Source organism: Sinomonas halotolerans (assembly GCF_039615075.1).
GTDB lineage: Bacteria > Actinomycetota > Actinomycetes > Actinomycetales > Micrococcaceae > Sinomonas > Sinomonas halotolerans.
In genome coordinates, this window is sequence record NZ_JBDFRB010000004.1 from 116,416 (window position 1) to 138,793 (window position 22,378).

Sequence of the window (22,378 nt, forward strand, 5' to 3'; positions counted from 1 at the left end):
CCCCGCCACTCTCCCTGGAGGCTCCCGCATGCCAGCGTCCGCGCAGCACCCGACCGCCACGCAGCCCTCTTCGCCGCGGTCCCGCCTCATCTACGGCTGCATGGGCCTGGGCGGGGCGTGGGGCTCGAGCGAGTACAGCGCTGAGGACCTGGACAGGGCCGCGGCCGCCATCGAGGCGGCGCAGGGGATCGGCATCGACCGGTTCGACCACGCCGACATCTACCGTGGCGGCACGAGCGAGTCGGTCTTCGGAGAGGTCCTCGCCCGCAGCGAGGGCCTGCGCGAAACCCTGTGGATCCAGAGCAAGGTCGGCATCCGCCTCGGCGAGGCGGGCCTCGACGCCTACTACGACCTCAGCGAGGCCGCCATCCTCGACCGGGTCCGCGGCATCCTCAAGCGCCTGCGCACCGACTACCTCGACCAGCTCCTCCTGCACCGCCCCGATCCGCTCGCCGATCCCGCAGAGGTGGGGCGCGCCGTCGTGCGCCTGCTCGAGGAGGGCACCATCCGCGCCGTGGGCGTCTCCAACTTCTCTGCCGCGCAGATGGCCGCGCTCCAGGACCACCTTCCCGTCCCGCTCGCGGCCAACCAGCTCGAGCTCAGCCTCGCCCGCCACGACTTCGTGGACAGCGGCGTCCTCGTCAACCACCCCGAGGGGGTGGGGACGTCCTTCCCGCACGGCACCCTCGAGCACTGCGCCCGCACCGGCGCGGAGGTCCAGGCGTGGTCGCCGCTCGCTGGCGGGCGCTTCTCCCGAACGGGGCCGGCCGCGGACGACGCCGGTCTGGTCGCCCCGGGCGCCACCGCCGCCGAGCTCGTGGCCCGCCTCGCGGACGGGAAGGGCGTGACGCGCGAGGCCGTGGTCCTCGGGTGGCTCATGCGGCACCCCGCGCGGATCGCCCCGGTGATCGGCTCGGCCACCCCGGAGCGCATCCGCGCTTGCGCCGAGGGCGAGGCCGTCGCGGCGGCCATGACCCGTCCCGAGTGGTACGCCCTGTTCACTGCGGCAAGGGATCGCCGCGTTCCTTAAGGGTGATCTCGAGCGCGCGGGCGGCAACGTCGTCGAGCGCCCTGCGGACGGCCCCGAGCGTCACCGCGTCCGCGCCGAGCGGCGAGACCTCGACGCGCGCTGGCGTGACGGTGAGCCCGTCTAGGTGCGCGCGGATTGACGGGAGCAGGCGCCTGGCCGCGGACGCGACCGCCCCGCCCACCACCACGAGCTCGGGATTGACCAGCGTGGAGAGGATCGCGATGATCCGCGCCATCGCGGCCGCGATCCGCTCGAGGATCTCCTGCGCGGTCTGGTCGCCGGCGGCAGCGGCCGAGAAGACGGCCTGGGTCCCCGCGCCGTCGGAGGGCGCGAGCCGGCCGGCTGCGACGGCGTCGGCGCCCCACTCGCGCGCGAGCTGGGCGATGCCCGCGGGCCGCCCCACGCCGTCGACCATCGTGAGGAACGCGAGTTCGCCGAACCCGCCCCCGTGTCCGCGCAGGAGCCGCCCGGATTCGAGCACGCCGGCACCCACGCGCTCGCCCGCCAGGAGCACCGCGACGTCCTCCACGCCCTGCGCCGCCCCGCGCCACCGCTCGGCGAGGACGGCGAGGTTCGCGTCGTTCTCGAGGAGCACCTGCCACCCGAAGCGCTGTGCGAAGGCCTCGGCGAGACCGAGGTCGAACTGGCGCCAGAACGCCTGGCCGCCCACCACGCGGCCGGCCCGGTCCACGGGCGCGGCGAGGCCGGCGCCGGCGGCGAGCACGTCCGCGGGGGAGCGTCCCGCCCGGGCGAGGGCCGTCAGCGCCGTCTCGGCCACCGTCGCGATGCGCTGCTCGTGGCTGCCGGCAGTGCCGCCGGCGGCGGTGCCGTTGGCTGTGCCGCCGCCGTCCGCACCGTCCTCCGCGGGGGCTGGGGGCGGCACTGCGTCCGACGCCGGGTCGTCGCCGCGGGCGGACACGGCGCCTGGCATGGGGCTCGAGGCGCTCGCGAGCGGCGTGCCGAGGAGGTCGGCGACGAGGACGGTGGTCTTCGCGGCACCGAGGTCGATCCCGAGGACGATCCCGGCGTCCGCCCGGAAGGCGAAGCGGCGCGCCGGGCGCCCCTTCTGCGGTCCGGCCCCGCGCGGGAGGGGCGGCTCGGCGGCCCAGCCGCGGCGCACGAGGTCCTCGCCCACGGCGATCACGGTGGCGCGCGTGAGCCCGGTGTGCTCGATGAGCTCAGAGACGGTGAGGGCGGACTCGGCGCGGCGGAGGACGTCGAGCACCGCCCTCGCGTTGGCCCAGCGGACCACATGGGGCCCTGCGGCAGGCGCGTCCTGCATCCCCTTGACCTCCCTGCGCGGCGGAAAACATAATGGCTCAGACGACTAAATTTAGATTCTAAATTAGTTGGCCTGCATCGGCTACGGCCCTCCAGCCAGCCCCCACCCCCGTCTGAGGAGGACAGGTGTCCACCACCGCCAGCAACCCCGCCCACACCGACGCCGACTGGTGGCGCCAGGCGGCCGTCTACCAGATCTACCCGCGCTCCTTCGCGGACGCGAACAGCGACGGCCTCGGCGACATCCGCGGCATCACCTCCCGCGTCCCGTACCTCGCCAAGCTCGGGATCGACGCCGTCTGGCTGAGCCCCTTCTACCCCTCCGCGCTCGCCGACGGCGGCTACGACGTGGACGACTACCGCAACGTGGATCCGCGTCTGGGCACGCTCGAGGACTTCGACGAGATGGTCGCGGCCCTGCACGCCGAGGGCATCCGGGTGATCGTGGACATCGTCCCGAACCACACCTCGGACCGGCACGAGTGGTTCCTCGAGGCCCTCGCCTCGCCGAAGGGCTCGGCGGCCCGCGAGCGGTACATCTTCCGCGACGGCCGCGGGGAGGACGGCGAGCTCCCGCCCAACAACTGGACCTCGATCTTCGGCGGCGGCGCGTGGGAGCGCATCACGGAACCGGACGGGACGCCGGGCCAGTGGTACTTCCACCTCTTCGCCAAGGAGCAGCCGGACCTCAACTGGGACAACCCCGAGATCCACGAGGACTTCCTCACCACGCTCCGCTTCTGGTCCGACCGAGGCGTGGACGGCTTCCGCGTCGACGTGGCCCACGGCCTCAAGAAGGACATGGACCTCGAGCACGACGACCTCGAGACGATCCACCGCGCCGACCTGTTCTCGATGGGTGAGCACCCGCTGTGGGACCGGGACGAGGTCCACTCCATCTACGCCGAGTGGCGGCGGGTGTTCAACGAGTACAACCCGCCGCGAACTGCCGTGGCGGAGGCGTGGGTCCACGCCGACCGCCGCGCCAAGTACGCCTCCCCGGAGGGCCTCGGCCAGGCGTTCAACTTCGACCTCCTCCAGGCCGACTTCGACGCGGGCCAGTTCCGGGACATCATCGCCAAGAACCTCGCCGAGGCCGCCGCGACGGGCGCCTCGAGCACGTGGGTCTTCTCGAACCATGACGTGGTGCGCCACGCCACGCGCTACGGCCTGCCCAAGGGCGGCGGCCGCGGCGGCCTGGGCCAGGACGGCAAGGACTGGCTCCTGCGCGGCGGGGACCCGGCAGAGGTGGACGCGGAGCTCGGCCTGCGCCGCGCCAAGGCCGCGACCGCGCTCATGCTCGCGCTCCCGGGCTCGGCGTACATCTACCAGGGCGAGGAGCTCGGCCTCCAGGAGGCGGGGGAGATCCCGGACTCCGAGCGCCAGGACCCCACGTTCTTCCGCAACAAGGGCATCGAGATCGGCCGCGACGGCTGCCGTGTCCCGCTCCCGTGGGAGCCTGCGCCGGCCGAGGGCTCCTCGTTCGGGTTCGGCGGCAACGGCTCGCACCTCCCGCAGCCGGCGTGGTTCGCCGAGTACGCGGCGGGCCACCAGGAGGACGACGCCGAGTCCACCCTCGCGTTCTACCGGCGCGCCCTCTCGCTGCGGCGCGGGCTGCAGGCGGACGAGCACCTCGAGTGGCTCGACTCCGAGGGCGAGGTGCTGCACTTCGCCCGTCCCGGCGGGTGGCACGTCGTGGCGAACTTCGGCGAGGCGCCCGTGGACCTGCCCGAGGGCGAGGTGCTCCTCGCGAGCGCCGGCACGGACGGTTCCAAGCTGCCCGGCAACTCCACCGCGTGGGTGCTCGCCACCTCCTAGCGGATGCCCCTTCCGCCGTCGGCGCGCACATGGAAGCCTGAGGGGAGGAAACCGTGTGCGCGTCGTCAGGAGGAGTCATGTCCGAGGTGAACATGGGCTATGGGCCGGGGGCCCGCCACGCCGACCACGAGCTGGACGAGGAGCAGTGCTGGTCGCTGCTCGGGTCCTCGGGCATCGGCCGCCTCGGCTTCGTGCACGAGGGCCGCGTGGCGGTGTACCCGGTCGGCTACATCGTGTCCCAGGGGGCCGTGTTCGTCCGCACGTCCCGGGAGGGGACGATCGCGAGGAGCCTCCCTTCGCAGGGGGCTGCACTCGAGACTGATTCGCTCCAGCCCGCCGTCAAGGCGGGCTGGAGCGTGCTCGTCAACGGCACCGCCGAGGCCGTGGAGGACGAGGCGGAGCTCACGCGGCTCTTCGGGCTCGCGGCGGAGGAGCCTTGGGCGGGGGGCGTGCGGGACCTCTTCGTGCGCATCCGCCCCGAGAGGCTCAGCGGGCGCCAGGTCTACCTGGCGCCCTGACACCCGGAGGGCGCCCGGCGACCCGGTGTGCGAGGGGGGCGCGCTGGGCGATACCGTTGAACCATGACGTCAACGACCGCCGCCGATTCGACCCTCCCCGCGCGCGAGGGCCGGACCCCCCGCTCGATCAGTCCCGAGATCGCCCGCTCGTGGCTCCTCGTGAACGCGATGAAGACCGAGCTCTTCGACGAGTCCGCGGCCTCGCGCGCGGACGCGATCATCCTCGACATCGAGGACGCGGTGGACCCGTCCCAGAAGGACGCGGCGCGTGAGAACGTCTCCCGCTGGCTTGCGGACGGCGGCCGGGCCTGGGTGCGCGTCAACGACGCCACGAGCCCCTTCTGGGCCGATGACCTGGCGGGCCTTCGCGGCAACCCCGGACTGCTCGGCATCATGCTCGCCAAGACCGAGTCCGCGGACCAGGTCACCGAGAGCTTCCACCGCATGGACGGCAAGACCCCGGTCATCCCCCTCGTCGAGTCCGCCGTGGGCATCGAGGAGGCCAACCACATCGCGAAGGCCCAGGGCGCGTTCCGCCTCGCCTTCGGCTCCGGCGACTTCCGCCGCGACACCGGCATGGCCGCGACCCAGGAGGCCATGGCCTACCCGCGCGCCAAGCTCGTCGTCGCGAGCCGCGTGGGCAGCCTGCCGGGACCGATCGACGGCCCGACCGTCGGGACGAACCACCCGATCCTGCGCGAGCAGAGCGCCATCACCGTCATGATGGGCATGACCGGCAAGCTGTGCCTCGCGATCGACCAGACCACTGTGATCAATGAGGTCATCAGCCCGACGCCGTCCGACGTCGCCTGGGCCTCCGACTTCATGCGCGACTTCGAGGCCAACGGCCGCGTGATCCGCGACGGTTCGGACCTGCCCCGTCTGGGCCGGGCGGAGAAGATCATGAAGCTCGCCACGGCGTTCGGGGTCCAGCCGGCGCTCTAGCCTTCTTCGCTGCGCTCCCGCCCTGTACCATGCGGGGCACGGATGCCTCCGGGCGCCCGCGCCCCGCAGTGCAGTCTGGAAGCAGTGCAGTCTGGCAGCAGTGCTGCAGCCTGGAAGGAGCCGTCGTGGAGGCGCAGGTTCTCACCGAGGTGTCGGCGGAGGTCCCGGCGGACCGGCAGGCCCTCGTGCTCGCCGGCTACCGAGCCATGGCCGCTGGCCCCTTCCCGGAAGGCCTCCTCCGCTCGGAGCTGCTGCGCGGCTCCGACGGGCTCTGGAGGGTCCAGACGCTCTGGCGCGACCGGGCGGCACTCGAGGCCATGCGGGCCGCTCCCGAGCCGCCGGCGGCCCTGCGCCTCTTCCGGTCGGTGGGCGTCGAGCCCGCCCTCCGGATCTGGGAGGTCGCGGACGCGCTGGCGCCCGGACCCTAGACTGGAAGGCGTGCTCAACGACTTCTGGGAGAACGCCTCGCCCCTCTACCGGAAGGTCGTGCTCTCCGGCATGGCGTTCCTGGGGGTCGGGATCCTGCTCAACATCGTCGCGAACCTCGGCAGGATCCAGTGGCTCCTGTTCGCGTCCATGGCGATCATCGCCATCGGGCTCCTGACGCACCTGGCCGGGATCGGCATCCGCGTCCGGGACGCGAAGCGCCGCCTCCCGCGCTGATCCGAGCCTGGGGCACGCCCGTCGGGTCGGCGGCCCACCCTTCGCGGGCCGACTGGGCCAGCCAGTAGGCTTTCCCCATGGCCATCAACCCCGACCTGCAGGGCCGCGTGTACCCGCCCGCGGAGGCGTACGACGTCGCCCGCGAGAAGATCCGCGAGTTCGCGCGCGCCGTCAAGGCAGAGCACCCCGCCCACTTCGACCTCGAGGCCGCGAGGGCCCTCGGGCACGCGGACCTCGTGGCGCCGCCGTCGTTCGCGATCATCGTCGCGCAGCGCGCCGACGCTCAGCTGATCGAGGACCCGGAGTCCGGCATCGACTTCTCCCGCGTGGTCCACGCCGACCAGCGCTTCATCCACCACCGCCCGATCGTGGCCGGCGACCGCCTCGTGGCCGAGCTCCACGTGGACACTGTCCGCGCGATGGGTGGCGGCGCCATGATCACGACGCGCGCCGAGATCACCGCGGTCGGCGCCGGGGACGCCGCGGACGGAAGCCGCGAGAAGGTCGCCACCACCACGTCGTCGATCCTCGTGAGGGGGGAGGGCCAGTGACCGCCGAGAACACCAGCGCCGCCACGGCGGTGATGCCCGTCTTCGACCAGCTCGAGAAGGGCGCCGAGATCGGCCGCCGCGAGATCCCCGTCACCCGCGCGGACCTCGTCAAGTACGCCGGCGCGTCGGGGGACTTCAACCCGATCCACTGGAACAGCGACTTCGCCGAATCGGTCGAGCTGCCCGGCGTGATCGCGCACGGCATGTTCACGATGGGGGCCGCGGTCCAGCTCGTCGTCGACTGGGCCGGGGACCCGGGCGCGGTCGTCGACTACCAGACCCGCTTCACCAAGCCGGTCCCCGTTGCCGACACGACCGGGACGGACGCCCCGGGCGCGGTGCTCGAGGTCGTGGGCACCGTCGGGGCGCTCGACGCCGAGGCGCGCACCGCCCGGATCGACCTCGCCGTGACCTGTGCAGGGCAGCGCGTGCTGACCAAGGCGCAGGCCGTCGTCCGGCTCGCGTAGCGGCCCCATGGCTCTCCGCCTGCGTCTGACGGCCGGGCGCCAGTGGCGGGCCGCGGACGTCCCGCCCGTCATCCGCCACTGGCGTCTGGCCGTCGTCACCGCCTACACCGCGAGCGGCGTGGCCTTCTCGAGCTGGGTCACGCGCCTGCCCGCGATGCGGGAGGACCTCGGGCTCTCGCCCGGCGGCGTGGGCCTGCTGCTGCTGTGCATGACCCTGGCCTCGTTCGTCTCCGTCTCGGCGTCCGGGCTCATAGTCATACGCCTCGGCTCCGCGCGCACCATCCGGGCAGGGGCCGCGCTCCTCGGGGTGGGACTCGTGCTGATGGGTACGGGGGCCAGCCTGTTCCGCTCGCCCCTGGTCACGGCGATCGGTTTCGCGGTGATCGGCCTCGGGACAGCGAGCTGGAACACCGCCTCGAACGTCGAGGGGGCAGCCCTCGAGCGGGCCCTCGGCCGGTTCATCATGCCCGCGCTGCACGGTTCCTTCAGCATCGGCACCGTGGCGGGCGCGGCACTTGGGGCATGGGCCGCCGCGGCCGCGCTCCCGCTCGCGTGGCACCTGGGCGTGGCGGGCACGGTGGTGGCTGCCGCCGTCGTCGGCACGGCCGCGTTCCTGCGGGCGGATACCCACTCTGCGGGCGTCCCAGTGGGCGCGGGAGACGAGGGGGCAGCGCACGACGCCGTCCGGCCCGGCGGGCGCGCGCAGGTCGCCGCCGCGTGGCGCGACCGGCGCACGGTGCTGCTCGGGCTCATGGTGCTCGGCCTCGCGCTCGCCGAGGGCGCCGCGGGCGACTGGGTGGCGATCGCGCTCGCGGACGGCTATGGCGTCTCCCACACGACCGGCGCCATCGGGTACACGGTGTTCGTGACGGCCATGGCCGCGGGCCGCTTCCTCGGCACGCCCGTGCTCAACCGGCACGGCCGCGTCACGTCCCTGCGCGCGTGCGGGGCGTTCGCGATCCTCGGGCTGGGCCTCTTCGTCTTCGCGCCCAGCCTGTGGCTCGCGTTCGCGGGGCTGGCCCTGTGGGGGATCGGGGCGTCGCTGGGGTTCCCCGTGGGGATGTCCGCGGCCGCGGACGACCCGGTGCACGCCGCCGCCCGCGTCTCGGTGGTCTCCACCATCGGGTACGGGGCGTTCCTGTGCGGGCCGCCGCTGCTCGGGTTCGTCGCCGAGCTCACGGGCGTCCGGTACTCGCTCCTGGTCGTGCTCGCGTTCGTCGCGGGCTCGGTGGCGCTCGCCGCCCAGGCGGCCCCGCGGTCGGTGGCGGAGATCAGGGCCTGACCCGTTGTGGGGTCCCTGCCGGCACGTTGTGGGGTCCCTGCCGGTGCGTTGTGGGGTCCTTGGCGGTGCGTTGTGGGGTCCCTGCCGGTGCGTTGTGGGGTCCTTGGCGGGTGGCAGGGACCCCACAACCGGGTGGCAGGGACCCCACAACCGGGCGCGGGTAGGCTGGACGGGTGAGCGCCACCCTCCTGTCCTCCCTGACCACCTCCCATGTGGGCGGCCCGGCCGCGCGCTTCGAGGAGGCCCGCACCGAGGCCGAGATCATCGAGGCCGTGCGCACTGCGGACGCCGCAGGCGAGCCGCTGCTCATCATCGCAGGCGGGTCCAACCTCGTCGTGTCCGACGACGGGTACCCCGGAACGGTGCTGAGGATCGCCTCGGAGGGGATCGCCGTGGACACCGCGGACGCGTGCGGGGGTGCCTCGGTCTCGGTCCAGGCGGGCCACACCTGGGACGACCTCGTGGACTACGCCGTGCACCACGCCTTCAGCGGCCTCGAGGCGCTCTCCGGGATCCCCGGCTCCACCGGCGCCACACCGGTGCAGAACGTGGGCGCGTACGGTGCGGACGTCTCGCAGACCATCTGGCAGGTCCGGACGTGGGACCGCGAGGCCGGGGCCGTCAGGACGTTCGTGCCCGGTGAGCTCGCGTTCGGGTACCGGGACTCGCTCCTCAAGCGCACCACGGTCAACGGGTCGCCGCGCTATGTGGTGCTCAGGGTGGACTTCCAGCTCCCGCTCGGCCGCATGAGCGCGCCCATCCGCTATGCCGAGCTCGCCCGCGCCCTCGGCGTCGAGGCGGGGGAGCGGGCCAGCGCCCTGGACGTCCGCCGCGAGGTGCTGCGCCTGCGGGCGTCCAAGGGCATGGTGCTGGACGGCGGGGACCCGGACACGTGGTCCACCGGATCCTTCTTCACCAACCCGATCCTGGGGGAGGCCGAGGCCGCGGCGCTGCCGCCGGAAGCCCCGCGCTACCCGGCCGGGGAGGGGCTCGTGAAGACGTCCGCGGCCTGGCTCATCGAGCGTGCGGGCTTCCCCAAGGGCTACGGGCTGGACGCCGGCAGCGTCACCGGGGGCCGCGCGTCGCTCTCCACGAAGCACACGCTCGCCCTGACCAATCGTGGGGACGCGACCGCCAAGGACCTCCTCGCCCTCGCCCGCGAGGTCCGCGACGGCGTGCAGGCGCGGTTCGGCATCGAGCTGCACAACGAGCCGCTGCTCATCGGGCTCGAGCTGTGAGCGGCCCGCGGCCTCCGGCCGACCCTCGGCCTGCCTCCGGCCAGGCGGCCTTCCGTCTCGAGGTGGCCGCGGCCGCCGTCCGCCTCTACGCCGAGCAGGGGTACGAGGCCACGAGCGCCGACCAGATCGCGGCAGCCGTGGGCCTGTCCCGGAGCACGTTCTTCCGCCAGTTCCGCGGCAAGGAGGACGTGGTCTTCGCCGACCACGACGCGCTCCTCGAGGAGGCCGAGGAGTACCTCGCCCGCCCACACCAGGACCCGTGGCTCGCCGTGTGCGAGGCGGCCGAGATCGTCTTCACCCACTTCGCAGGGCTCGGGGATCTGGCACAGCTGCGCTACCAGGTGGTCAACGGTGAGCCAGCGCTGCGCGACAAGGAGCTCGTCACCACGTTCCGCTACGAGCGGCTCTTCCGCCGCTCCCTCCGCGACGCCGTCCCCGGCATCGACCCCCTCGCCGCGGTGCGCTTCGCCTCGACGGTGATCGCCACCCACAACTTCTGCCTCCGGGCGCTCATGCGCGGCGAGCCCGGCTTCGATGCGGCACGGCTGCGGGCGGAGCTCGACGCCGTCCGGCGGCTCTTCGGGGTCCTGCGGTCCGCCGACGCGCGGGCGCAGGCCGGGGTGGGCGGCGCGGACGACGCCGGCCTGCGCGCCGCGGGCAGTCGGGCGGACGACGTCGTGGTGACGGTGTTCGCCCGTTCGACGCCTGCGTCGGAGGTCGCCCGGCGCATCGAGGAGGCCCTCTCGCGGAGGTCACCTCCGGAGTGATACTGCGTTTCACTTGACGTGACACTCGGTTTCACTATAAATGTGGGACGTGCCCCACATCGCCGATGCTGCCGCCTCTGCCAGTCCCCAGCCCGCCGCGCCTGTCCGGAGCCTGGCCGCCGTCGGCGTGGTCGGCGCGGGCCTCATGGCGAGCCAGCTCGCGACGCTCTTCGCGCAGCAGCTCCGCGTCCCCGTCACCATGAGCGACCTCTCCGCCGAACGGGTCGGGGCAGCCCTCACGGGCATCCGCGCCCGCCTCGACCGCGCCGAGGCCAAGGGCCGCCTCGCCCCCGGCGAGGCCGCCGAGATCTCCGCACTCATCACGGGCACCACCGATCCGGCGGACTTCGCCGGGTGCGACGCCGTGATCGAGGCCGTCTTCGAGGAGCTCAGCGTCAAGCGCGAGGTCTTCGCCGCCGCGGAGGCCGCGATCGCCGACGACGCGCTCCTGCTCACCAACACCTCCTCGCTCTCGGTCCAGGCCATGGCCGAAGGCCTCGCCCGCCCCGAGCGCGTGGTGGGCTTCCACTTCTTCAACCCCGTGGCGGTCCTGCCGCTGCTCGAACTCGTCCGGACGCCGCTCGCGTCCGACGCCGCGGTCTCCCGCGCCCTGGACCTCGCCTCGGCGCTCGGAAAGACGGCCGTCCCGGTCGCGGACGCCCCGGGCTTCGTCGTCAACCGCCTCCTCACGCGCCTCTTCGCGGAGGTCCTCGCCGAGATCGAGGCGACCGCCGCCACGGGAGGCGACCCGCTCGCCGTCGACCGTGCCCTCGAGCCCTGGGGCCTCCCCATGACCCCGCTCACGCTCATCGACTACATCGGCACGGCGGTCCAGCAGCACATCTGTGCCACGATGCACGCCGCGTATCCCGAGCGGTTCCCGCTCTCGCCATGGCTCGCCGCGGCGTCGGAGTCCGGCGTGCGCCGGCTCCGCGCGGACGACGGCGGGCTCTCACCCGAGGCGGCGGCCCTCCTGCCGCGGGCGGCGGCGGCAGCCGGACAGCCCGCGGGAGGCCACCAGCGCGACGGCGCACGCGCGGAGGCGGGCACGGACACAGCCCGAGTCCTCGAGCGCGTCCGCGCCGCCCTCGCCGAGGAGGTGGCGATCATGCTCGCCGAGGGCGTCGTCGCGTCCGAGGAAGACATCGACCGCTGCATGGTCCTCGGCGCCAACTACCCGGCGGGCGGCCTGACCCCGCTGCTGGCCCGCTGAACCGCAAACCCTGACCCGCCCGGAAAGGCCGATATGCCCGACTACGACGTCTCCGCCGCCCTCGACACCGACTACTACGCGGTGTTCGCCGGGATCCCCGCCGCGGACCGCGCCCACTGGGACCGCGCCCGCGCCTTCGTCGACGAGGCCCTGCCGCAGATGAACGAGTACTGGGACCGCGCCGAGTACCCCCTGCACCTCGTCAAGCGCATGGGTCAGCTCAACCTCCTCGCAGACGGCATCGAGGTCCCCGGCCTCGAGCCCATGAGCCCGCTCGCGGCGGGTCTGGTGAACATGGAGGTCTCCCGCGGCGACGGCTCCCTCGGCACGGTCGTGGCCGTCCAGGGCGGCCTCGCGCTCCGCTCGATCGCGTTCCACGGCTCCGAGGAGCAGAAGGAGCGCTGGCTCGGCCCGCTCGCGCGCGGCGAGGAGTTCGGCTCCTTCGCGCTCACCGAGCCGGACCACGGCTCAGACTCCGTGTCCCTCGAGACAACAGCCCGCCGCGACGGGGACCAGTGGGTCCTCAACGGCGAGAAGAAATGGATCGGCAACGGCGCCTCGGGAGGGGTGACGGTGGTGTGGGCCCGGGACGACGAGGGCAGCGTGCGCGGATTCCTCGTCGAGCAGGACACAGAGGGCTACGAGGCCGAGGTGATCGAGGGCAAGGGGTCCCTGCGCGCGGTCCACCAGGCACGCATCCGCCTCACCGGTGCCCGCATCCCGGCCGAGAACGTGCTGCCCGGAACGAGGACGTTCAAGGATGCCTCCCGCGTTCTCGTCGCCACCCGGCTCGGCGTGGCCTGGTCCGCGCTCGGCCACGCGACCGCGTGCTATGAGGCGGCCGAGAACTACGCGAAGCAGCGCGTCCAGTTCGGCAGGCCGCTCGCGGCGTTCCAGCTCGTCCAGGACCGGCTGGCCCAGATGCTCGCCGAGCTCACGAGCATGCAGCTGCACTGCGTCCACCTCGCCGCGCTCGACGCCGCGGGCACGCTGCGGCCTACGCAGGCGTCCATGGCCAAGTACCACAACACCCGCAAGGCCCGCATCATCGCGCAGACCGCGCGCGACCTCCTGGGCGGCAACGGCATTCTGCTCGAGAACCACGTGATCCGCCACATGATGGACATCGAGTCGATCCACACCTACGAGGGCACCGAGAGCGTCCAGGCCCTCCTGATCGGCCGCGATGTCACCGGCGTCGGCGCGTTCGCCTGAGGAGCCGGCGATGACCGCCAACTCCCGCTCCGCCGGTCCCGTACGCACGGCGACGCTCGCGCGCCTCCGGCTTGCCGCCCAGGGCCTCCTGCCCTCCAGATCCGTGGGCGGGGAGCTCGGCCGGGCAGCCACGCCGCTTGCGGCCGTCCGGCGCATGGGCGCCCTGCAGAGCCAGGACCTCCAGTCGGGCCTCCTCGCGGTCGGGCTCCGCACGGGCCGCGCCACAGCCTCCGGTGTGGCGGACGCCTTGGCGAGTGGCGCCGTCGTGCGCACCTGGACCATGCGCGGCACCCTCTTCACCGTCGCCGCCGAGGATGTCCGGACGTTCGTGGGTCTCGCAGCGGAGCGGGTCATGCACACGGCCGCGCCGCGCCACCGCGAGCTGGAGATCGGCGAGGAGGACGTCGCCGTCGTGCGCCGTGTCGCCGAGGACCGCCTCGCAGGCGGGAAGGGCCTGACGCGCGCCGAGCTCTTCGAGGCCTTCGAGGCCGCCGGGCAGCCGACCGCCGCGCAGCGCGGAATCCACCTCCTGTCCATCCTCAGCCACCGCCTCGTCCTCGTGCAGGGCCCGGTGCGGGGGAAGCAGCAGGAGTTCCGGCTCGCGGAGGAGTGGCTGCCGGCGGGCGGGGGGCTTTCCGGCGACGAGGCCCTCGAACACCTCGCCGGCCGCTATATCGCGGGGCACGGGCCGGTGGGCGAGCGCGACTTCGCGTGGTGGCTCGGACAGCCGCTCGGCCGGGTGCGCGGGCCGTTCGCGGCAGCTGCGGCACGCGCGGAGAGGATGGACGACGGCGATGCCCCCTTGTTCTGCACGGCGCCTGTCGCGGCGCTCGCCTCCGGAGCGGCCGGGGCCCGCGCAGTCGTGGCCGTCCCGGCGTTCGACGAGCTCGCGATCGGCTACCCGGACCGCTCTGTCGCGATCCCGCCCGAGCACCTGGACCGGGTGATCCCGGGAGTCAACGGGGTCTTCAAGGCCATGGTGACGGTGGGCGGGCGGGCCGTCGGGACGTGGACCAAGGGCGGGACGGCCTCCGCGCCCCGGCCCGTGCCGGAACTGTTCGAGGCGTTCGGGCCCGCCGCCGAGGTGCGGCTGGGTGCTGCCCTTGGGCGGATCGAGGCCTACTGGGGCAGCTGATTCGGCCCACCCCGCCGACTGCCCCGCCCGCACGGCCGCCCCGCCCCGCGCGATCGCCGGTGGCCCTCACGACCGGCCCTGGCCCGCATGATCGGTGCCGGGCAGCACCGATCATGCGGGCCAGAGCCGATCGTCCCGCGTCTCTGCCCGATGCCCGACTACAGGCTGATTCGGCGGCAGGCGCAGTTGTCCACAGGCCAGCGGCTTCCGGTCCCAGGAACTGGCATGGGGCGGCAGACTGGCTCCATGCAGCAAGCCACTGTGCGAGCACTGGTCGAGGAACGCTGGCCGGCAACTCACGTCGCAACCACGGAGGCGCTGGCCGCCGCCGGGATCACGGACAGGACCCTGACCGCAGCGGTTCGGGCCAAGTGCGTCCACCGGGTCCGTCGGGGAGCGTACGTCCTGGGGAAGGTATGGAACCAGGCCAAGCCCTGGGAACGCGCCATGCTCCAGCTCGATGCCCACGCCGCATCCCGAACCATCCCAGCCGTCTACAGCCATGTCTCAGCCGCCCGCCTCCTGGGCTGCAGCGTCTGGGACGCGGGGGAACGGATCCACATCAGCGTGCCCTATGCCTCCTCGGCGACGAGCCACGGCGCAGATGTCGCCGCGCACCGCGTGCCCGTCAGCGACGAGGACCTGGTCACCGTGGTCCGGAGCGGGAGGCTGCTGCGCCTCACAGCTCTCGAACGGACGGTCGCCGACTGCGCCCGGGTGCTCGACGTGGAGCGGGCGGCGGTCATCGGTGACCACGCCCTGAGAATGGGCGCCACCGTGAAGGGGATCGCCGCAGCGGCCGAGCGCTCGGGCCTGGTCCGCGGAGCACGCCGCGTGGAGCGGCTGCTCGAGGCACTGGATGGCCGCTCGGAGTCGGCGGGGGAGACGCGGACGCGGCTCGCCCTGAAGGCTGGTGGAGTGCCGGAGCTCCAGTTCGAGGTCATGACAGAGGCGGGGAACTTCAGGGCGGACTTCGCATGGCCTTCGCCGAAGGTGATCCTCGAGTTCGACGGCGACGCGAAGTACGTCGACTACGCTCCGACCGCGGCGGTACTCATGGCCGAGCGCATGCGCGAGAACGCGTTGACCGCCGCGGGCTGGGTGATCGTCCGGACCCGCTGGGCTGAGCTGGCCACGCCTGAGGTCATCGTGGCCAAGGTCATGACCGCGTTCGCGCGGGCTGCGCGACTGGCCGGATGAGCAGATGCGACTGGCCGGATGAGCAGTCTGGCTCGAAGGGCAGACACGATCGGCCCGGCTCCGCATGATCGGTGCTGCCCAGCACCGATCATGCGGGTCCGGGCCGATCGTCGATGAGGCCGGCCGCCGGCCATCGCGTCAGAGCGCGCCGGTGGCGATCTTGAGCATGCGGCGCAGCGGCTCGGCGGCACCCCAGAGGAGCTGGTCGCCCACCGTGAACGCGGAGATGTACTGCGGGCCCATCTCGAGCTTGCGGATGCGTCCCACGGGGATCTCGAGGGTGCCCGACGCGGCGACGGGCGTCAGCCGGTCCATGGACGCCTGCTTCTCGTTGGGCACCACGGTCGCCCACTCGTTGTCGGCGTCGATGAGCTTCTCGATCTCGGCTACGGAGAGGTCTTCGCGGAGCTTGAGCGTGAGGGCCTGCGAGTGGGAGCGCATGGCCCCGATGCGCACGCAGAGCCCGTCCATGACGACGGGCTCGATCGCGGCGCCCGCGGCCGTGCCGAGGATCTTGTTGGTCTCCACGCCGGCCTTCCACTCCTCCTTGGACTGGCCGTTGCCGAGGTCCGCGTCGATCCACGGGATGAGCGAGCCCGCGAGCGGGACGCCGAACTGGGTCGCGTCGACGCCGCCGCGCTGCGCGGCAAGCACCTTGCGGTCGATCTCGAGGATGGCCGACGCCGGGTCGGACAGCTCCGCGGCGACCTCGCGGTGGAGCGTGCCGAACTGGGTGAGGAGTTCGCGCATGTGGCGCGCGCCGCCGCCCGAGGCGGCCTGGTACGTCATGGACGTGCCCCACTCGACGAGGTTGTTGCGGAAGAGGCCGCCGAGGCCCATGAGCATGCACGAGACGGTGCAGTTGCCGCCGACGAAGTCCTTGACGCCGGACGCGAGGCCCTCGTCGATGACCCGGCGGTTCACCGGATCGAGCACGATGATCGAGTCGTCGTTCATGCGCAGGGTCGAGGCTGCGTCGATCCAGAGGCCGTCCCAGCCGGCGGCGCGCAGCTGCGGGTGGACCTGCTTCGTGTAGTCGCCGCCCTGGGCGGTGACGATGATGGGAAGCTTCTTGAGCGCCTCGATGTCGTACGCGTCCTGCAGTGCGCCGGCGCCCTCTGCGAAGGAGGGGGCCCTGCCGCCCGCGTTGGACGTCGAGAAGAACACGGGGTTGATCGAGGCGAAATCCCCCTCGTCCTGCATGCGCTCCATGAGGACGGAGCCGACCATGCCGCGCCAGCCAACGAAGCCTACCGAAGAAGTCATGCGTTCCATTCTACGGACCGGCCCCCGGCGGCCCATATGGTGTCCGTCTCACGGACAGTGGGGGGACGGCGCGAATCGAGAGCAGCGCGCGGTGAGAGGGCAAGCGCTGGCGGAGGGACAGCGGCGCCGTCAGCGGCGACAGGGGCCCGACGCCGTGTCCTCGCTGTCGCGGCCCGGTCACCCGGCGCTCTGGTCCCCTCGTGTGCCCGCGTGCCGGCTCATCACCTGACGCACGTTGCCTGCTGCCTCAGGAGGGGTGCTTCGCCGGGTCCGGGATTCCGCGCTCGCGCCGGAGCGCAGCCGCCCTGCGCTCGCGGCCGACGAGCATGAGCGCCCACGCGCAGCCTGCCGCGGCGAGGAGGGCGGGACCGAGGAAAGGCCACGCTGGACCGGACGGGCCGGCCGCGGTGACGGCGAGGGCGACGAGCGCGAGGACGGCAAGGGCCCCAAGGCCGAGGCCGAGAACGCGCAGGCCAGCGAGCGTCCGCACCGTCTTGGCAGCGCCCCCGCGGACGAACCCGATCTCCTCGGGCCGGTACATGACCAGTTCCCCGGTCTCGGCGCGGGCGAGCCGCCGGCGGTCCCCGGCGTCCCGCAGCCGCCGGAACTCGGCGATCACGGCCTCGTCCCGGCGGCGGCGCTCCTCGGGGCTCATGTCTGCCATGGCTCAGGCCGCCCGGAATCGCTCGATGTGCGCAGTCACGGCGGCCTCGTCGAGCGGGCCCTCCTCCTCAGCGCGTTCGGCGCCGGCCGGGAGCAGCCCCACCGTGTACGCGTCCCCCGCGCGCTTGACCAGGAGCCGGTGTCCCGGGTCCTGGTGATTGAGGAGGGAGGCGCCGGCTTGGGCATGGGCATCGAGGTGTGCCTTGACGACGGCGAAATCGGCCTGGGCGCCTGTCAGGCCGGGGTTGCGCGCCATGACGAACCAGCTGAAGTGAGCGCGGGGCTGCGCGAGGATGGCGTAGTCGCTGCCCTCGATCGAGAACACGTTGTCCGTGGAGTCCGGAGTCACGAGGTCGATCTGGATCCAGCGCACGGCGGAGCCGAGTGTCTGCGCGGTCGCGGCGACGGCGCCGGCGACCGACAGGCCGCCGTCGGCGTCCGCCGTCGCGAGCCCGCGGGCGACGAGCGAGGATGCGCCGGCTGAGACGCAGCGCGCATCCGCGAGCTCCCGTTCGAGGTGGAGGACCTTGGCGCTCGCCTCGGCCTGTGGGCCGCCGGAGATCCGCAGGAGGGCGGCGATCTCGGCGAACCCGAAGCCGAGCGAGTCCGGCAGGTCCTCGCGGGGCGCGGTGTCGGTGGAAGATGCGGTCTGAGTCATCTCATGGCCTCCTCAAGCCGTCAGAATCCGAAGAAGTCCTTGGCGCCATCCCAGGCGCCTTCGGCGGCGTCGGTGATCCCCGAGCCGATGGCGTTGACCGTGTCGTGGATGACCGGGACGTTGTCGTACAGGGCCAGCGCGCCGCTCGCAACCATGCAGGCCGTGCCCGCCGGGGGCGGAAGGAAGGAGCCGGCGCCGAGCCCGGCCTTGACAAGGGAGTACGCGCCATCGCCGTATTCCCCGTCGGAGAAGCTGTCGACCGCTTGGAAGGTGTCAATCCCGACGCCCAGCACGCCGAGCCCCTTGCCGCCCACGTCCAGCGCGGTCATCCAGCGCGATGACTCCGCGAGCCCTGACATCTTGGCGATGTCCGCGAAGGAGCCGTCGAACAGGTCCGAGGAGACCTTGAACGCGTTCCGGAACTGCACGGCCAGCGCATCCGAATCCGCAAGGGTGTCCAGGCCCTTGTAGGCCAGGTAGAGGTCCGTGAGGCCGAACCGGATGTTGGGGAACGCCTTGATGGCGTTGTAGGCGTCCCACCCGCCGAAGAACGGGCTGTACTCGAGCCAGTCCGGGATCCACGCCGTGTTGTCCGAGTCGGTGCCGCCCGGCCCGCTGCCCGGGGCACCCGCCGTCCCAGTCCCTGTTGTCCCGGTGCCGTCGGTTCCGGAGCCGCCGGCCAGTTCGGCGCTCGTGCGCTCCTGCGCCTCGGCGTTGGCCGCAAGCGTCCGGGCATTCTCGCCGAGCGCGGCGGCAAGCTGTGCGAAGGCCGGGCGGTGCTGCCGGGTCCACTGCTGGAGGAACTCCTCGGCGTCCTTGCCGGCCCACACCTGCGGCAGACGGGCCGCGAGCTGGTCGATCGAGCTCTGGACGTTCTTGATCGAGGACGACTTGATGGTGAACTGCCGCCCCAGAGCACGGAGCTGCTCCGGATTGGCGCCCTGCTGGATTGTCACGGTTCCCCCTCGATCATCGCGCCTCCCGGCGTCCCTGCAGCCACACTATGCGCCAGCCGGGCGCCGCCGCGATGGGGATAGCTCCCCATGTGCGGATCACGCAGCTGCCCGGCCCGGAGGCCAACGCCGCCGGCCCACCCGTCAACGCCGCCGGCCCGGAGGTCAGCGCCGCCGGAACTCCGCGATGCGGTACCGCACGCCCGAGACCGAGGTGAGCCACCCGCCGTCGTCCGGCTGGACCGCCGCGAGCCGCCAGCCCGAGTCCAGCGGCGGCGCGAACGTGTCACCGTCGGCGTCGTGGTCGAGGATCGTCACCATGGCGAGGTCTGCGAGGGGCATCGCCTCGGCGAAGATCTCCCCGCCGCCGATCACCCACACGAGCTCGCCCCCCGGGGCACGCGAGGCCTCTGCGAGCGCATCCTCAAGCGAGTGCACGGCGATCGCGCCGTCCGCCCGCCAGTCCTCGCGACGGGTGACCACGATGTTGGTCCGCCCGCGGAAGGGCCGGTACTCCTCGGGGATCGAGTCCCACGTGCGCCGTCCCATGACCACGGGATGGCCGGTGGTGGTGAAGGCGAAGTGCCTCATGTCCTCCGGAACGTGCCACGGCATCGTCCCGCCTCGCCCGATCACGCCCTCCTGCGTCTGCGCCCAGATGAGCCCGATCGCGCCCAGGGGCCCGCCGTCGGCGTTCCTGCCGGTGCCCGTGCCGCCCTCGCGGCCGCCCATGCCGCCCGTCATACGGCGACCGATCCCTTGATCGCGGGGTGGTGCCGGTAGTCCGCCACGGCGAAGTCCTCGAACCGGTAGCCGTCGATGCTCTCGGGCGTGCGGGAGATGGAGAGCGTGGGGTAGGGGTACGGCTCGCGGGAGAGCTGCTCGGCCACCTGCTCGAGGTGGTTCTCATAGATGTGGCAGTCGCCGCCCGTCCAGACGAACTCCCCGACGGCGAGCCCGAGCTGGTCCGCGACCATGTGGGTCAGCAGCGCGTACGAGGCGATGTTGAACGGGACGCCGAGGAACATGTCCGCGCTGCGCTGGTACAGCTGGCAGGAGAGCCTCGCCGGCCCGTCCTCGCCCTCGGCGGGCGGGGCCACGTAGAACTGGAAGAGCGTGTGGCACGGCGGCAGCGCCATGTCCTCGATCTCTGCGACGTTCCAGGCCGAGACGATGTGCCGGCGCGAGTCCGGGCTCGTGCGCAGCGATTCCATGACGGCCGCGATCTGGTCGATGTGCCGTCCGTCCGGCGCGGGCCACGAGCGCCACTGGACGCCGTAGACGGGGCCGAGCTCCCCGGCGTCGTCCGCCCACTCGTCCCAGATGGTGACCCCCTGCTCCTGCAGCCAGCGGACGTTGGACTCGCCGCGGAGGAACCACAGGAGCTCGAGGGCCACGGACTTGAAGTGCACCCGCTTGGTCGTCACGAGCGGGAATCCCGCCGCGAGGTCGAAGCGGATCTGCCGGCCGAAGACGCTGCGCGTTCCCGTGCCGGTGCGGTCGCCCTTGCGGGCGCCGTTGGCGAGGACGTCTCGGAGGAGGTCTTCATACGGGGTGGGGATGCTCACCCCGCCAGTCTAGCCACGGCCGGCGCGGCCGGGCCTTCCAGCGGGGCGGGCATCCCCACGGTGTTCCGCAGGGGGCTCAGGGCCGCCCGGTCACGGCCCGGTGTACTCGAAGATGTACAGGCCCGCGTCGCGGTCCGAGGCGGCCACGTACTCCTTGCCGTCGGAGCCCGTGAAGGTCTCGACGCCCCAGAAGTTGTTGCCGCCCTCGTCGATGTACTTGCCGACCTCGACGATCTCCCCGTCCACGATCCGGATGACCCTCAGGCCGCCGGCGTAGTAGCTGACGTAGGCGAGGTCGTCCTGGGCGTGGGAGACGGCCACCTCGTGCACCGAGAGGTCGCCGGATCCCGTGGCGTACGCCGGGTCCATGGCCTCCGGGATCGCATAGGTGTCGAGCTCGTTGAGCTTCCCGCCGTTGTTCTCGAACAGGTGCACGTAGCCCCAGCCGTCGAACGTCGAGGCGAGCGTCAGGGTGTCGCCCACCGTGCCGACGGCGATCGGCGCGAGCTGGGTGCCATTGCCCGCGACGCACGCGGCCTCGTTGTACTCGCTCTCGACGTCGAAGATCGCGTAGCCCTCGGCACGCGGCGCAACGCCGTAGGTGGGCAGGCTGCTCTCCACGCTCATGCCGAACGAGCCGCTGCAGGCCCCCGGGTCCGAGCCCGTGCGGTTGAAGACGAGGATGCCGTCCCAGCCGCCCGCGGCCTCGACGTTCTGCGCCTTCTCCGTGAACGTGCACACGCCGCGCTCGACGACGGCGATGTCGACCGCGCCCGGGTCGCCCGCCGGTACGGCCGGGTCGCCGTCGCACGCGCGGCCGACGAACACTGACGGTCCGGTCACTGTAGTCCCGCCAGGGCCCGCCCCCTGGCCGGCGGTGATCGGCGTGCCGTCGTCCTCATTGCGGGCCTGGGCGCCGAAGGGCGAGAAGTCCTCGTCCGCGGCGAGGATGAACTGGCTGTCTCCGGTGAACTCGGCCTGGTGTGCGTTGCCCTCGGGCGCCACGGCCACCCCGTTGACCTCGAGCATCTGCGGGTCCTGGAGCGCGAAGTCCGAGTCGCCGATGTACGCGGCAGCCGCCGGGTCGGTGACGTCCAGGGTCACATAACCGCCGTCCCAGTAGGAGATGAGCATGACCTGCCGCCCGTCGATCTGCTTGACCACGACATCGTGGTGGAAGACCGAGGTGAGGCTGGCCGGCTTCTCCTGGAGGATCTGCGGGAAGTCCTTCGCGAGGTCGTACTCGGCCACGAGCGCGGGCTTGCGCGGGTTGGTGATGTCCATGATGTCGACGTCGGCGGCCTCGTCGTTGTCCACGATCACCGCGTAGGCCTTGTCCCCGGCGTCCCAGGCGAAGACGCTGTGGATCGAGTGCGCGGCCTTCTTGCCCTGGCCTGAAACGTTCTCGTCGCCTGCCCCCTCGGCGAGGAAGGTGGGGTGAGCGGGATTGGTGACGTCGTAGATGTTCATGCCGCCGAAGCCGACGCTCCCGGCCTTGCCGCCGTTGACCTTGCAGACCTCGTTGTTGCTCACGAGGATGTCGCCCGTGAATGCGGGTGTGTCGATGTGGATCGACTGGATGCCCTCGCCCGGGGCGCTGCCTTCCTTCGACTGGATGAAGGCGACTTCCTTCGGGCTGTCCACGTCGCGGATGTCGACGACGTGCACGCCGTTGTACTTGCACGTCTCGCCTCCCCAGGCGGCGAGGTAGGCGTAGCCGTTGTGGACGCCGACGTCGGCGATCTTGCCGGGTTCGACGTTCTTGAGGCCGAGCTTGCTGATCAGGCCGACGTTCTCGCTCCCCGCCGGGAGGTGCCCTTCGTCGCCGCCGTGCTGGGCTTCGTGGTGCCCATGGGTGGCGCCGGCATTGTCGATGATGCCGTCATCCAGGATCGCTTCGTGGGCGACCGCCGGTCCTCCTGCCAACCCCATGAGTGTCAGAGCGAG

Annotated in this window: 23 protein-coding genes; 15 read left to right on the forward strand and 8 right to left on the reverse strand. The window is 72.5% G+C overall.

Translation table 11 applies throughout. The annotated features are described in order from the left end of the window. Positions 1 to 28 precede the first annotated feature (28 nt). Positions 29 to 1,030 carry an aldo/keto reductase gene (locus ABCQ75_RS06195; RefSeq protein WP_345883954.1) on the forward strand — a complete coding sequence of 334 codons (1,002 nt, stop codon included), beginning with the start codon at positions 29 to 31 and terminating at the stop codon, positions 1,028 to 1,030. Here the strand turns inward: ABCQ75_RS06195 and ABCQ75_RS06200 are convergent. Beyond that, positions 999 to 2,312, reverse strand: coding sequence for an ROK family transcriptional regulator (locus tag ABCQ75_RS06200; protein ID WP_345883955.1), 1,314 nt, complete (start codon positions 2,310 to 2,312; stop codon positions 999 to 1,001). The two genes, ABCQ75_RS06195 and ABCQ75_RS06200, sit on opposite strands and share 32 nt — an antisense overlap. Before the next feature lie 125 nt (positions 2,313 to 2,437). Between ABCQ75_RS06200 and ABCQ75_RS06205 the strand changes: the two genes are divergently transcribed. The 14 genes from ABCQ75_RS06205 (at position 2,438) to ABCQ75_RS06270 (ending at position 15,323) form a co-directional block, all read left to right on the forward strand. Further along, positions 2,438 to 4,129 (forward strand): glycoside hydrolase family 13 protein, encoded by a 1,692-nt coding sequence (locus ABCQ75_RS06205; RefSeq protein WP_345883957.1) that lies wholly within the window; start codon positions 2,438 to 2,440, stop codon positions 4,127 to 4,129. A 77-nt stretch (positions 4,130 to 4,206) separates the two neighbouring features. Further along, positions 4,207 to 4,647, forward strand: coding sequence for a pyridoxamine 5'-phosphate oxidase family protein (locus tag ABCQ75_RS06210; RefSeq protein WP_345883958.1), 441 nt, complete (start codon positions 4,207 to 4,209; stop codon positions 4,645 to 4,647). Between the two features lie 63 nt (positions 4,648 to 4,710). Further along, complete coding sequence (locus tag ABCQ75_RS06215) at positions 4,711 to 5,592, forward strand: HpcH/HpaI aldolase/citrate lyase family protein (protein WP_345883960.1); 882 nt, start codon at positions 4,711 to 4,713, stop codon at positions 5,590 to 5,592. Between the two features lie 125 nt (positions 5,593 to 5,717). Further along, the gene (locus ABCQ75_RS06220) at positions 5,718 to 6,020 is read left to right on the forward strand and encodes a hypothetical protein (RefSeq protein ID WP_345883962.1); all 303 of its coding nucleotides are present in this window, start codon (positions 5,718 to 5,720) and stop codon (positions 6,018 to 6,020) included. Between the two features lie 10 nt (positions 6,021 to 6,030). Beyond that, a complete protein-coding gene (locus ABCQ75_RS06225; RefSeq protein WP_345883963.1) occupies positions 6,031 to 6,255 on the forward strand; it encodes a hypothetical protein in 225 nt (74 codons plus the stop codon). Between the two features lie 77 nt (positions 6,256 to 6,332). Then, a complete protein-coding gene (locus ABCQ75_RS06230; RefSeq protein WP_345883965.1) occupies positions 6,333 to 6,806 on the forward strand; it encodes an FAS1-like dehydratase domain-containing protein in 474 nt (157 codons plus the stop codon). Positions 6,807 to 6,838: 32 nt separating this feature from the next. Then, positions 6,839 to 7,273, forward strand: coding sequence for a MaoC family dehydratase (locus tag ABCQ75_RS06235; RefSeq protein WP_345884236.1), 435 nt, complete (start codon positions 6,839 to 6,841; stop codon positions 7,271 to 7,273). A gap of 7 nt (positions 7,274 to 7,280) precedes the next feature. Next, complete coding sequence (locus tag ABCQ75_RS06240) at positions 7,281 to 8,555, forward strand: MFS transporter (protein ID WP_345883968.1); 1,275 nt, start codon at positions 7,281 to 7,283, stop codon at positions 8,553 to 8,555. A gap of 173 nt (positions 8,556 to 8,728) precedes the next feature. Then, positions 8,729 to 9,793 (forward strand): UDP-N-acetylmuramate dehydrogenase, encoded by a 1,065-nt coding sequence (locus ABCQ75_RS06245; protein ID WP_345883969.1) that lies wholly within the window; start codon positions 8,729 to 8,731, stop codon positions 9,791 to 9,793. Positions 9,794 to 9,855: 62 nt separating this feature from the next. Next, complete coding sequence (locus ABCQ75_RS06250; protein ID WP_345883971.1) at positions 9,856 to 10,560, forward strand: TetR/AcrR family transcriptional regulator; 705 nt, start codon at positions 9,856 to 9,858, stop codon at positions 10,558 to 10,560. A gap of 49 nt (positions 10,561 to 10,609) precedes the next feature. Next, complete coding sequence (locus ABCQ75_RS06255) at positions 10,610 to 11,773, forward strand: 3-hydroxyacyl-CoA dehydrogenase (RefSeq protein ID WP_345883973.1); 1,164 nt, start codon at positions 10,610 to 10,612, stop codon at positions 11,771 to 11,773. 33 nt (positions 11,774 to 11,806) lie between these two features. Then, a complete protein-coding gene (locus ABCQ75_RS06260; RefSeq protein ID WP_345883974.1) occupies positions 11,807 to 12,988 on the forward strand; it encodes an acyl-CoA dehydrogenase family protein in 1,182 nt (393 codons plus the stop codon). Positions 12,989 to 12,998: 10 nt separating this feature from the next. After that, complete coding sequence (locus tag ABCQ75_RS06265) at positions 12,999 to 14,123, forward strand: winged helix DNA-binding domain-containing protein (protein WP_345883976.1); 1,125 nt, start codon at positions 12,999 to 13,001, stop codon at positions 14,121 to 14,123. A gap of 246 nt (positions 14,124 to 14,369) precedes the next feature. Next, on the forward strand, positions 14,370 to 15,323 hold the full coding sequence (locus ABCQ75_RS06270) for a hypothetical protein (RefSeq protein ID WP_345883978.1): 954 nt from the start codon (positions 14,370 to 14,372) through the stop codon (positions 15,321 to 15,323). A gap of 138 nt (positions 15,324 to 15,461) precedes the next feature. Here ABCQ75_RS06270 and asd read toward each other — a convergent pair whose 3' ends face one another. The 7 genes from asd to ABCQ75_RS06305 all read right to left on the reverse strand — a co-directional run bounded on the left by asd (position 15,462) and on the right by ABCQ75_RS06305 (position 22,357). Further along, the gene (gene asd / locus ABCQ75_RS06275; protein WP_345883979.1) at positions 15,462 to 16,589 is read right to left on the reverse strand and encodes an aspartate-semialdehyde dehydrogenase; all 1,128 of its coding nucleotides are present in this window, start codon (positions 16,587 to 16,589) and stop codon (positions 15,462 to 15,464) included. Between the two features lie 247 nt (positions 16,590 to 16,836). Next, entirely contained in the window at positions 16,837 to 17,253 is a 417-nt protein-coding gene (locus ABCQ75_RS06280; protein WP_345883981.1) for a hypothetical protein, read from the reverse strand. Between the two features lie 3 nt (positions 17,254 to 17,256). Then, complete coding sequence (locus tag ABCQ75_RS06285; protein WP_345883983.1) at positions 17,257 to 17,910, reverse strand: hypothetical protein; 654 nt, start codon at positions 17,908 to 17,910, stop codon at positions 17,257 to 17,259. A gap of 20 nt (positions 17,911 to 17,930) precedes the next feature. Beyond that, a complete protein-coding gene (locus ABCQ75_RS06290) occupies positions 17,931 to 18,866 on the reverse strand; it encodes a WXG100 family type VII secretion target (RefSeq protein ID WP_345883984.1) in 936 nt (311 codons plus the stop codon). Between the two features lie 162 nt (positions 18,867 to 19,028). Further along, the gene (locus ABCQ75_RS06295; protein WP_345883985.1) at positions 19,029 to 19,607 is read right to left on the reverse strand and encodes a dihydrofolate reductase; all 579 of its coding nucleotides are present in this window, start codon (positions 19,605 to 19,607) and stop codon (positions 19,029 to 19,031) included. Further along, positions 19,604 to 20,431 (reverse strand): thymidylate synthase, encoded by an 828-nt coding sequence (locus tag ABCQ75_RS06300; protein WP_345883987.1) that lies wholly within the window; start codon positions 20,429 to 20,431, stop codon positions 19,604 to 19,606. Before ABCQ75_RS06300 ends, ABCQ75_RS06295 begins: the two co-directional genes overlap by 4 nt. A gap of 90 nt (positions 20,432 to 20,521) precedes the next feature. Beyond that, on the reverse strand, positions 20,522 to 22,357 hold the full coding sequence (locus tag ABCQ75_RS06305; RefSeq protein WP_345883989.1) for a PA domain-containing protein: 1,836 nt from the start codon (positions 22,355 to 22,357) through the stop codon (positions 20,522 to 20,524). Positions 22,358 to 22,378: the final 21 nt, after the last annotated feature.